The sequence below is a fragment of the Streptomyces sp. NRRL F-5123 genome (assembly GCF_000721495.1).
In the GTDB taxonomy this organism is placed as follows: domain Bacteria; phylum Actinomycetota; class Actinomycetes; order Streptomycetales; family Streptomycetaceae; genus Actinacidiphila.
On sequence record NZ_JOHY01000015.1, the window covers coordinates 109,944 to 121,288 of the forward strand.

The following is an 11,345-nucleotide window of genomic DNA, read 5'->3' on the forward strand; positions in this document are numbered from 1 at the left end:
CCGGCCGGCCCGCGCGGTCTACGTCGTCGGCGTAGGCCTCGAGTTGTTCCCAGGCTGCGAACTCCTGCCGAGTCGCCTCGGGCTTCCGGGTGGTGCGTGCGGCGGGCGTGGAGTCCGAGAGGGAGTTGGCGTTCGCCGGTCTGCACCAGTTGTGCGCGCCCTTGTCGGACAGGCCTTGTGCTTTGAGGCGCCTGCCTCCGGTTTCGTGCCGTCCAGGGCGACGCGGCCCAGCTTGGCCATGCCGAGCCCCATGGCGAGGTGCAGCGACTGGGTGAACAGGTCGGCGAGTGCGTCCAGGCGGCGGCGGAACCGGGCGATCGAGCGGAAGTCCGGGGCCTGGCCGACGGCCAGGCCCGGAAGGCGACGTCGTCGGCGCACTTGCGCCAGACCGCCCGGGAGGAGCGGACGCCGGTGGTGCAGCCGTAGATCAGCAGGCGCACCGTCAGCCGGCCGCCGCATCCGGATCCTCGGCGCCACCGCCCACCCGACCGCGGTACGGGTGACGCAAGCCGTGAGGAACCTCGTCATGGACCTCGACGACACCGGCTGCCGGGCGAGGTTCCTGTTCCGCGACCGGGACGGGAAGTTCCCCGCCCTTTCGACACCGTCCTCGACGACGCGGGAATCCAGGTCGTACTCGTCGGCATCCGAATCCCACGCACGAACGCGATCACGGAACGGCGGGTGCAGACCTGCCGACGCGAACTCCCTCCGACCACCGCCGATACCAGCCGCGAATACGCGGCAGATCAACCACCTCGACATCCGGCGACGCAACCGACTCGGCGGCATCCTCCACGCATACGAACATGCCGCACGACCTGCGCGGACGATGGGCGACGTACGGTGAGGTCGAGTGAGCGGTATCACGAGGCCGAGGGCGGCCCGGCCGCCGGCCTGCCGGGGGCTGCGGCGCGGCTGGTAGCTGGAGGGGAGCCGGTGCAGGGTCAGGACGCGAGCCGGCTTCCGGACTACTTGCGGACGGTGTGGGTCCGCCCGGACCCCTCCGGTACGAGCGCGTGCACCGCAACCGGTCGGGCGGACTTCAGGGCCGTCCGGGCGTGAACGCGACTGGCCGGGGCAATGAGGGACCTATGGACGATGCAGCGACCGGTGGCCCGAGAAGGGCCTTCGTGCTGGGCGGCGGCGGGGCGCTGGGCGCCCACGAGGTGGGCATGCTGAAAGCGCTCTTCGCCGCCGGCATCCGACCGGACGCAGTCGTCGGCACGTCCGTGGGCGCGATCAACGGCGCGGCGGTGGCCGCCGAACCGTCGCCCGCCGCCATCGACCGCCTCGCGGACCTGTGGACCGGGCTCGGCCGGGCCGGCGTGTTCACCGGCTCGCTTCTCGGCCGGCTCACCACCGTCGTGCGCAGCGGTACCCACCTGTACGCACCTGGTCCGCTGGACGACCTGCTCCGCTCGCACCTGCCGGTGAGCCGTGTCGAGGACCTGGCCGTACCCTTCCAGTGCGTGGCCGCCAGCATCGAGAAGGCCGCCGAGCACTGGTTCGAGGACGGCCCGCTCATCGAGGCGGTCCTCGCCTCGTGCGCCGTACCGGGCCTGCTGCCGCCCGTCGAACTGAACGGCGAGCACTTCGTGGACGGCGGACTTGTCAACAGCATCCCCGTCGCCCGGGCGGTGGCCCTTGGCGCGCAGGAGGTCTACGTCCTCCAGGTGGGGCGGGTCGAACGCGCCCTGCGGCCGCCGCGGCTGCCCTGGGAGGTCGCCCTTGTCGCCTTCGAGATCGCCCGCCGTCACCGTTTCGCCCGTGACATGGCGGAACTGCCGGGCGGAGTGACCGTCCACGTACTGCCCAGCGGTTCCGCGCAGGAGCCCCCCAGCCCCTTTGGCCAGCTGCGCCACCGCACGTTCGGCCACACGGCCCAGCGTATCGAGGCGGCGTACACGGCGTCCTCCCGCTACCTGGACGCAGCTCTCGCCGGCCCCGGCGGTGGAAAGGCGTCGCAGTGACGTCCCCGCGGGAGGGCGCGCCTGCGTCGGGCGCGCCGGCGAGGCGTGGCGCCGGGGGCACGCCGGTTGCGCGCGAGCCGGAGGCCATGCCGGGCGCTCGGCAGGCGGCGGTCGACGCGGGTGCGCTTCCTGCAGCGGGGGGCGCGCAGGGGGCGGCTTCCGAGGCCCGGCGCGTGCCAGGCGGCCCCCGCAGCACGCCCCCCGAGATCCAGCGGCCTGCGGCCGCTGCGGACGCCGCGCTTCCCGGGAGCCCGCCCCCGGGGGCCGGTGCGGGCAGCACGCCACCAGCCGCCGCCACGGCAGCCGCCACGCGCCGTACCGGTACGGCGGCCGGTCTGCGCCGGCGGGCGGGTGCCGCGGCCCTCGCGGTGGCGCGACGCACCACCACCGTGCCGCTGCTGCTCGCGCTCATTCCGGTCGTGGCCGCGGTGTTCGCCGTCACTGCCCTCGCCGGCGCGGTGTCCCTCGCCGCCCGCAGACCGGCCCGGCCGGCCCGCGTCGTCGGCTTCCTGCTCCTTTACCTGCTGGCGGACTGCGCGGGCCTCGTCGCGGCGGCGACGCTTTACGTACGCCACCCGCCGGGCCGCCGTGGCGCGCGCGAGGCACGCGTCGCGGGCGCGTACGCGGTGCTGGCCCGGCTGCTGACGTACCTGCGCGCGGCGGCGCGCCCCCTGTTCGGCCTCGACCTGAGCATCACCCCACGGGTACCGGCGCCGGCGGAGCAGCCTGGCCCGCCGCTGCTGGTCTTCGCCCGGCACGCCGGCCCCGGCGACTCCTTCCTCGTCCTCCACGTGCTCCTCGGCCAGGCGGGTTTGCGCCCGTACACGGTGCTCAAGGGCTCGCTGCGCGCGGACCCGTGCCTGGACTTCCTGGTCAGCGAGGTCCCGCACTGCTTCCTGCCCGCGCCGGACGGTAGGGACCAGGAGGCGATCGGCGCACTGGCAGCGGCGCTGGGCCCGGGAGACGCGCTCGTCCTCTTCCCGGAAGGCGGCAACTTCACCCCGCGCCGCCACCGCAGAGCGGTGGCCTCCCTCCGCCGCCACGGCCGCCTGCCGAGGGCCGCACGAGCCACGCGACTGCACTACGTCCTGCCACCACGCGACGCGGGCGTGCTCGCGGCCCTGGAGGCGGCGCCGACCGCCGACGTGATCTTCGTGGCGCACTCCGGCCTGGACGTCATCGACTCGGTCCGCTCGGCCTGGAACGGCATCCCCCTGCACCAGCCGGTGCAGGCCCACTGGTGGCGCGTCAGGTCCGGCGACATACCTCGCACTCGGGAAGCCCGCAGCGAGTGGCTGCTCACACAATGGACCCGCGTGGACGCCTGGATCGCCGCCCACGCGCCCCCCGGCACCACCCACGTCTGACCCGCCCGGCCACCCGCCGGTTACCCGCTCTGGGCCCGGACGGCGTCGGTGCCGGGCTGCTCGAACACCGTCCGCAGAAGTGTCGCCACCCAGGCCGCGGGCGGTCAGGGATCGCAGAAACGCCAGCCGGCCGGCGCCGTCCTCGCAGGTGGCGACGTCGAGGCCGAGGATCTCGCGGTGGCCCACCACACCGACATCACGATCCCGAACTCGCGAGGACAAGGGGCGAGTTCGGAGTCCAAGCGGCCCATCGTCCCGCGCCGGGGAACGGCGGTCCCGGCTGCCGAGGTCGTCAGGTGATACTTCTCGGCGCCCTCGGACCCCAGGCAGGGCTGATGCGTTCTCGGAACGCGAGATGAGTCGGCGTGCGCGTGACGGGCTACTTGCCCGGCTGGATGCAAGAGACGCGACATCAGATGATCGAGGTTGCTGAGACCGAAGATCGACCCGGAGCCGCGTCCGCGTGCCATCCTCCCCGGTCAACGTGCTCGCGCGCCACTGCGAAGACGCCGGTGCATCCTGCCCGCCCGTCGTAGCGGCCGAGCGGATCTCCTTTCTCGCCGGCAGGACGAGAAAGGGGATCCGGTTGTGTCACCGGCGGGTCGGACGGTGCGGGCCCGGTGGGGCCGTGGGGGTCAGGGGACGAGGATGACCGTCTTGCCGGGCAGCCGGCCGGCGGCGGCGTCCTGGTGGACGGCGGCGAGCTCGGTCACCGAACGGCGGGCTGCCACGTGGACCCGGACCTTGCCTGCGTCCACCTTGGCGGCCAGCTCGGTCAGCTGGGCGCCGTCGGGGCGGACCCACAGGTTCGCGTTGCGCACGCCGCGGGCGGGGTCCTCGGGAATCGCGCCACCGCTGCTGGCGGCGACGCCGCCGTCAGCGACGTAGTCCGTCAGCCGCGCGAGGTCTTCCGCGGAGTGCCGCACGTGGTTCACCACGACCTGGAAGGGACCGCCCACGGCGGCCGGGCCCGCGGCGAGGTCGAGGGGCCCGACGACGCGCTCCGCGCCGTAGCCGAGGAGGCGGTCGGCGTGCTGCGGGCCGTCCACCGCGGTCACGTGCGCTCCCGCGTCGACGGCGAGCTGCACCACGATGCCGCCCACCGCGCCTGCGGCCCCGTTGACCAGGACTGTCTGACCGGGCTTCAGCTCGGCCAGCTCGAACACCGTCTGCCAGGCCGCGAGGCCGGTCAGCGGCAGCGCCGCGGCGTCGGCCAGGTCGAGGGTCTTCGGCGCCGGTGCGATGGAGTCGGCCGGGACGACGGCGTACTCGGCGGCGCCGCCGGCGGTGTCCAGGGGCAGCATGGCCACGACCTGGTCGCCGACCGCCGGGCCCGTCACGCCCGCGCCGAGTTCGGTGACGGTGCCCGCGAGGTCGATCCCGGTCACGTAGGGGAGGGGGGTCGGCATGAGCTCGGCCAGGTGGCCGGCGCGGATGTGGTCGTCGACCGGGTTGAACGAGGTGGCTGCGACACGGACCAGCACCTGTCCGGCGCCGGGAACGGGCCGGTCCACGTCCTCGAAGCGCAGGACCTCGGTGCCGCCGAACTCGTGGAAACGCATGGCCTTCATGAGAGTTTTCTCCTGGGTGTGTTGATGCCGTCGCCGTGGGATGAGGCGATCGTGCGTGAGGGTGGAGCACGTCGACGGGGTGTCGAGATGGTCAGGTCAGTTGCAGCGACCGGATCGAGTTGCCCATCACCATGCGGTCGATGGTGCTGATCGCGCTGCTGGGGTCGTCGGCTGCGCCGAGGGAGCACAGCAGCGGGACGAAGTGGTCGGCGGTGGGATGGGCGACGGCGGCGCCGGGCGCCTTGCTGCGGTAGTCGACGAGGGCGTCGGCGTCGCCCCGGGCGAGGGCGTCGACGGCCCACGCGTCGAAGGCGGTGGTGGCGGCGGCGAGTTCCGGCCGGCGGAAGACGGCGAAGCTGTGGGTCATGAAGCCCGAACCGAGCACGAGTACGCCTTCTTCGCGCAGGGGCCGCAGCCGCGCGCCGAGGCCGAGCAGGTCGTCGGAGTCGAGGCTGGGCATGGACAGCTGCACGACCGGGACGTCGGCCGCGGGGTACATGGCCATGAGCGGGACGAAGGCGCCGTGGTCCAGGCCGCGGCCGGTGAACCGGTGCACCGGCGTTGGGCCCAGCAGGCCCGCCCGGCGCCGGGCCAGGTCGGTGGCGTCCGGGGTCGCGTAGGGGAGGGTCTTGTAGCGGGGGTGGAAGCCGCTGAAGTCGTAGTACAGCGGGGTGCCGGCCGCGGCTCCGGAGATCGCGACCGGCGCCTGTTCCCAGTGGGCCGAGACGACGACGACGGCCCGCGGTTTGGGCAGCGACCGGCCCCAGTCGAAGAGGGCGTCGAGCCACTGCGGATCGTCGAGCGTGAACGGGGCCCCGTGGCTGACGAAGAGGCTGGGCAGGGGGCCGTCCGAGGGCTCCCACATCCGCTGCTCGCGTGCCTGCGGCAGGACCCGGGAGAGCAGGTCGTCGTACGCCGCGGCGGGTCCGCGTGATGCGAGTGGTGAGGTCAGATTGGTCGCTGGAGGCACAGAGATCAGCTCCTTGACTTGCCTGGGCAAGCGATTTTTTGCCGAGGGAAGTGAGAAGATGCCCCGGATTGACTTGCCTGGGCAAGTGAGAAGTTATCCCGGAGGGAGTTGCCTAGGCAAGTGGTATCACTTGATCGGGCAAGTGATCGCGGAGTTGTCGAGCTATATGACGTGAGTTGCCTGGGCAAGTACGATGGGGTTCATGGACATGCAGTCACCCTGGCTCGACGACGAACAGCAGGCCCTGTGGCAGGCGCTGCTGACAGTCGTCATCGCCCTCCCCGCGACCCTCGACCGCCAGCTGCAGCGAGACGCGGGTGTCTCCAACTTCGAGTACGGGGTGCTGGCCCGGCTGTCCATGGCGGATGAGGCCACGATGCGGCTCAGTGAGCTGGCCCGGGACTGCGACAGCACCCAGCCGCGCCTGTCGAAGGTCATGGATCGCTTCGAGACCCGCGACTGGGTCACCCGCCGCCCCGACCACGGCGACGGCCGGTACACCCTTGCCACCCTCACCGACGCCGGCCGGCAGAAACTCGCCGAGAGCGCGCCGGAACACGTCGCCCGGGTCAAACGGCTCGTGTTCGACCCACTCACCGCCGCCCAGCGGCGCCACCTCACCACCGCGCTCACCCGCATCGCCGCCACGCTGCGCCAGGAACTCGACAGGGGATGAGCGCCGCCTCGGGCGGCATCCCCTCACCAGGCTCGAATCTCCACGGATCCGCTGAGGAAGGGCTGGTGCGTTCGAGGCGGGCAAGGCGGGTCGGCGTGCCTTGCCCGGTGCCTGACGAGCTACCGGCCCGGCTGGAAGCCAGTGACGACCTGAGTCAGAGATTCGTCGGCAGCAGGTGGCGACCTCACCACGACCGCCCCACCGTCACCACCCCCGACCCGGGCCTCGTCCTCGCGGGCGACCTCGTCCGCACCGACCTCCCCGTCGCCCTCATGGAGCGGGCAGCCACCGCCGGCCTCCTCGCGGCCAATACCCTCCTGCACCTCGGTGCGCTCGTCGGCGCCGCCACGGACGCCGACGAACACAGCGGACGCTCCTGGATCTGCTGCGACGAGCAGCGTGACGAGGCGGCGCGCCGAAATGGTTTGTCCGCGGGTAAGGATGTCGACCAGCATCGCCTCATGACGACCGGGAAGGGCCATGCCGTCCAGGCCCCCCCCGCTCGGCTCTCGACCGCTCGCGCGCCGCCGACCGCCGCTCACCGCAGCGCCCGACGGCCGTGACCGCCCAACCCACCCAGGAGAGCCCGCCCGTGCAGGAGCCCGCCCTCGTTCCTTACGCGCACCTCCCCAGAGCGCACCACGACCGCCATGTCGTGACCAGCACCGTCGACGTTTTCGGCACCGCCCACTGGCTGCTCGCCGAACATGCTCCTCCGCAGCGTAGGGGCAAGGTTCCGCCCTATGACGCGCTGGTCGTCTCCGTCGATCCGAGCGGCAGCGTCGAACTCACCGAGCTGAGCACCGTACGGGCCCAGTGGCCGCACCTGGACCGCCTGCCCGACGGCGGGTTCGTCGTCGCCGCGTCCCGCACCCGCCGGCGCGGAGACGCGGACCAGGTGCAGGTCTTCGACGCGCTCGGCCGCGAGACCTCGTCCTTCTCCGTCGGGGACGCCGTCGAGTACCTGCTCGTGGACGAGGCCGGCCACATCTGGGTCGGGCACTTCGACGAAAACCCAGTGGGTATCCGCCGCTGGAGCGTCGCGGGCCGACTCACCTGGACGTCGGACGACGCCCACATCCCCGGTCTCTTCGACTGCTACGCACTGAACGTGTCGGGCACCGTCGCCTGGGCGTGCACGTACACGGACTTCCCGCTTGTGGAGATACGTCCCGGCCGCACCGACCGGCCCGTGAGGGTGTGGGCGAACACCGTACGGGGTGCCAAAGCGGTGGCCGTCCACGGCCGGCGGGTCGCCTTCTACGGCGGCTACGGCGAGGAGCAGGACCGGCTCGTCCGCGCAGAGATCGCCGAGACGTCGGTCGAGCAGGGGGACGTCGGCCTGCTCACCCTGCCCGACGGCTCTGCCCCAGGCCTCCGGCGGGTCGTCGGCCGGGGAAGCAGGATCTACGTTCAGGCCGAGCCGTTCACCGCCTGGGGCGTGTTCGACCTCGGCCGATGACAACACGGCACGGCAACGGCCGGCCCTGCCCGGTCCTCGACCGTCCGTCCCGGCGGGGGCGGGCCCGACGTTCCGCCGACGCCCCCACCGTACGCGCCCCTGACCCGTCACCCGCGAGCCCTCCTCGGACAACCACCTGTCCGGCTCGCCGGTCCGCTTCACGCAGGCTTCGTGGTAAGCCCCGGGGCGGGTGGAGTCGGTGGCCGCGGACGGCACGACCGCCCGCGGTTCATGGCCACCCTGCGCAACCTCGCCCTCGACAAGCTCCGCGAGCACGGCCACACCAGCGTTGCCGCCGGCCTCCGCGAGATGTCCTACGCCCCCGTCACCCGCTCCCTCGACCTCCTCGCATTGTGCCGATCCGGGATCGAAGCGCTTCGACGTTTGTGCGCCCGGTGTCTTGTCAGCCCGGGGAGTTGGGCCTAGTTTCTTCCCCTGAAGCGCTTCCGTCCGTCCCGGATCCCTCGACGGCGCGGTCCGGCAGCCGTGAATGTCAGCGCTCACGCAATTCGATCCTCGTCCCTCACCCCCCACATCTGAGGACGGTTCGATGTTTCCCTCACGCCGCGTGTCGGCCGTGACCTCGGCGCTGGCCGGTGTGCTGTGCGCCGCCGGCCTGATCGCCTCTCCCGCGCACGCCGCGGGTGTCACGCTCACCGTCGCCCACACCGGGGCGCAGTTCTCCAGCATCCAGTCCGCGGTCAACGCGGTGCCGGACAACTCGTCCACCCCGTACACGATTTCCATCGCCGCCGGGACGTACGCCGAATACCTCACCGTCCCCGCGACCAAGCTGCACCTGACCATGCTCGGCGCCACCGGGAACCCCGCCGACGTACGCATCGACGGCTCCCGCTACAACGGCCTGGCCAAGCCCGGTGGCGGGACGTACGGCACCGAGGGGTCGGCGACCGTGCACGTGAAGGCCGACGGCTTCACCGCCCAGCACCTCACCTTCCGCAATCTGTTCAGCCGGCAGGCCAACCCCTCGGTGACCGGTACCCAGGCGGTGGCACTGGCCATGGAGGGCGACCGGCAGACGTACCTGGACTGCGACTTCTACGGCCACCAGGACACCCTGCTCTCCTGGAACTCCACCGCGGCCAGGAGCCTGCGGCAGTACGTCCGCGGCGGGGAGGTCGACGGCGACGTCGACTTCATCTTCGGCAACGGCACCCTGGTCGTGGACCGCTCACACATCAACCTCCTCAGCGACGACGGCTTCACCAGCGGATACCTGGCCGCGCCCGCGACCTTCGGCAGCAACAGGTACGGCATCCTGCTCACCGGTGACACAGTGACCAGCACCTTCGCCGCCGGGCGGCTGTATCTGGGCCGGGCCTGGAAGCCCTCGGGCGACGCCGTTCCGCAGATGGTCGTCCGCCAGACCTCGCTGCCCGCGGCGATCAGGACCGACGGGCCGTGGACCGGTATCTCCGGCGCCACCTGGACGCCGGGACGCTACGGCGAATACGCCAACACCGGCCCCGGCGCGACCGTCAACTCCGCCCGCCCGCAGCTGTCCGCCGCGGATGCCGCCGCCTTCACCGCCGCCGCCTACCTCGCGGGCGGCGACGGCTGGAACCCGGCGCAGTAACCGCTGCCTTCGACCGGGCCTCCACGTACGGCCCGTACGGCAGAGAGGCAGCGGCGGCCGCGCGTCGGCACCCAGGACAGACCCCACCCCCTCGAAAGGTCTCGCCACCATGAAGCACGATCGGATCCTCCCTGCCCTTGCTCCGGACTCCGGGGGCGCCTCGGCCCGGTCCGGGCTGCGTACCGGCAGCATCGCCGCCGCTACCGCCGTGTTGGTCGCAGCAGCCGCTCTGACAGCGCTGCACCCCGCGGTCTCGCAGGCGTCGCCGGCGGTGAACAGCAACGCGCTCTACGTCGCACCGTCCGGCACCGCCGGTGCGTCGGGCTCGCAGTCCGACCCCACGACGCTGGCGTCGGCGGTCACCCGGATCACCGCCGGCGGCACCATCTACCTGCGCGGGGGCACGTACAACCTCGCGCAGACGGTCACGATCGCCGCCGGCAACAACGGCACGTCCAGCGCCCGCAAGGAGATCTCGGCGTACCCGGGGGAGACCCCGGTGCTGGACTTCTCCGCACAGAGCGAGAGCTCCTCCAACAGGGGTGTGGCGCTCAACGGTTCGTACTGGCACCTGTACGGGCTGACGGTCGAGCACGCGGGCGACAACGGCATCTCCGTCGGCGGCAGCAACAACGTCATCGAGCGCACGGTCACCGCCTACAACCACGACACCGGCCTCCAGATCTCCCGGGCGGACTCCAGCACCTCGATCAGCGCCTGGCCGTCCAACAACCTGGTGGTCAGCTCCGAGTCGCACGACAACGCCGACAGCGGCGGCGAGAACGCCGACGGTTTCGCCGCCAAGCTCACGGTCGGTACCGGCAACGTCTTCCGCTACGACGTGTCGCACAACAACATCGACGACGGCTGGGACCTCTACACCAAGACCGACACCGGCCCGATCGGCCCGGTCACCAGCACCGAGCGCAACTTCTCCTTCGACGCGGGCACGTCCACTTTCCGCAGCAACACCTCGTGCCGCAGCGGCTCCGGCTCCAACGACAAGGTCGTCGGCGACGCCGACAGCTCCAACCAGTTCTGGTCCGGCAGCAACGGGTCGCGCTGCTCCTCCTACAGCGGAGCGCTGGGCTGGTCCTTCGCCTCCGACGGCACCCTCGACGTGACCTTCGGCGGCTCCCACGTGACCGGCGGCAGCACCACCACCGGCGGCACCACGACCACCGGCGGGTCCACCACCACCGGCACGTCCGCCGGAACCACCACGGGGGGCACCACGACCACCGGGGGCAGCACCACCGGCGGCACCGGCAGCGGTCCGGGCTGCACGGCGAGCTACGTGCCCAGCACCTGGTCCGGCGGATTCACCGCCAACGTCACCGTGACCGACACCGGCTCCACCGCCGTCAACGGCTGGACGGTCGCGTTCACCCTGCCCTCCGGCCAAGCCGTCACCAGTGCCTGGAACGCCACCATCAGCCCCGCCTCGGGAGCGGTGACCGCCACCAACCTCTCGTACAACGCCCAGATACCGGCGGGCGGCAGCCAGTCCTTCGGCTTCCAGGGCAGCTACACAGGAAGCTTCGCCCAGCCCACCCACTTCACCCTCAACGGCACCGCCTGCGCCACCGGCTGATCACCCGCCCCGCGCCGGCCCGCACCGGCAGGATGGGGGGAGTGTCTAATAAACGGCGGATCTGTTGATCATGGAGACGCCAAGTGAGTGAGATGACGATCGAGCACGAGTCCGTGCCTGAGTTGGCCGGTGCGG

Annotated in this window: 8 protein-coding genes and 3 pseudogenes; 7 read left to right on the forward strand and 4 right to left on the reverse strand. The window is 72.1% G+C overall.

Annotated elements, in window-relative coordinates; translation table 11 throughout:
- Positions 1–171 precede the first annotated feature (171 nt).
- A pseudogene (locus IH54_RS43245) lies at positions 172–455 on the reverse strand (transposase); the annotation flags it as partial.
- A 639-nt stretch (positions 456–1,094) separates the two neighbouring features.
- Here IH54_RS43245 and IH54_RS0116675 point away from each other — a divergent pair.
- Both IH54_RS0116675 and IH54_RS0116680 read left to right on the forward strand, forming a co-directional pair.
- Entirely contained in the window at positions 1,095–1,973 is an 879-nt protein-coding gene (locus tag IH54_RS0116675; protein WP_031517495.1) for a patatin-like phospholipase family protein, read from the forward strand.
- A gap of 368 nt (positions 1,974–2,341) precedes the next feature.
- Positions 2,342–3,340: a 1-acyl-sn-glycerol-3-phosphate acyltransferase gene (locus IH54_RS0116680; RefSeq protein WP_234343562.1), complete on the forward strand. Its 999-nt coding sequence runs from the start codon at positions 2,342–2,344 to the stop codon at positions 3,338–3,340.
- Between the two features lie 84 nt (positions 3,341–3,424).
- Here IH54_RS0116680 and IH54_RS46180 read toward each other — a convergent pair.
- The 3 genes and pseudogenes from IH54_RS46180 to IH54_RS0116690 form a co-directional block, all read right to left on the reverse strand.
- Positions 3,425–3,535: pseudogene (locus IH54_RS46180) on the reverse strand (transposase); the annotation flags it as partial.
- A gap of 440 nt (positions 3,536–3,975) precedes the next feature.
- A complete protein-coding gene (locus IH54_RS0116685; RefSeq protein ID WP_031517499.1) occupies positions 3,976–4,911 on the reverse strand; it encodes an NADP-dependent oxidoreductase in 936 nt (311 codons plus the stop codon).
- 91 nt (positions 4,912–5,002) lie between these two features.
- Positions 5,003–5,881, reverse strand: coding sequence for a DODA-type extradiol aromatic ring-opening family dioxygenase (locus tag IH54_RS0116690; RefSeq protein WP_052397533.1), 879 nt, complete (start codon positions 5,879–5,881; stop codon positions 5,003–5,005).
- Between the two features lie 202 nt (positions 5,882–6,083).
- Here IH54_RS0116690 and IH54_RS0116695 point away from each other — a divergent pair, with 202 nt between their 5' ends.
- The 5 genes and pseudogenes from IH54_RS0116695 (at position 6,084) to IH54_RS0116720 (ending at position 11,210) form a co-directional block, all read left to right on the forward strand.
- Entirely contained in the window at positions 6,084–6,557 is a 474-nt protein-coding gene (locus tag IH54_RS0116695; protein ID WP_031517503.1) for a MarR family winged helix-turn-helix transcriptional regulator, read from the forward strand.
- A gap of 185 nt (positions 6,558–6,742) precedes the next feature.
- Positions 6,743–6,877, forward strand: a pseudogene (locus IH54_RS47925) (FAD-dependent oxidoreductase); the annotation flags it as partial.
- A 272-nt stretch (positions 6,878–7,149) separates the two neighbouring features.
- Positions 7,150–8,019 carry a hypothetical protein gene (locus IH54_RS0116705; protein WP_031517506.1) on the forward strand — a complete coding sequence of 290 codons (870 nt, stop codon included), beginning with the start codon at positions 7,150–7,152 and terminating at the stop codon, positions 8,017–8,019.
- A gap of 550 nt (positions 8,020–8,569) precedes the next feature.
- Positions 8,570–9,616 (forward strand): pectinesterase family protein, encoded by a 1,047-nt coding sequence (locus IH54_RS0116715; RefSeq protein WP_031517507.1) that lies wholly within the window; start codon positions 8,570–8,572, stop codon positions 9,614–9,616.
- Between the two features lie 109 nt (positions 9,617–9,725).
- A complete protein-coding gene (locus IH54_RS0116720) occupies positions 9,726–11,210 on the forward strand; it encodes a cellulose-binding domain-containing protein (RefSeq protein WP_063762319.1) in 1,485 nt (494 codons plus the stop codon).
- The last annotated feature ends 135 nt before the right edge of the window (positions 11,211–11,345 follow it).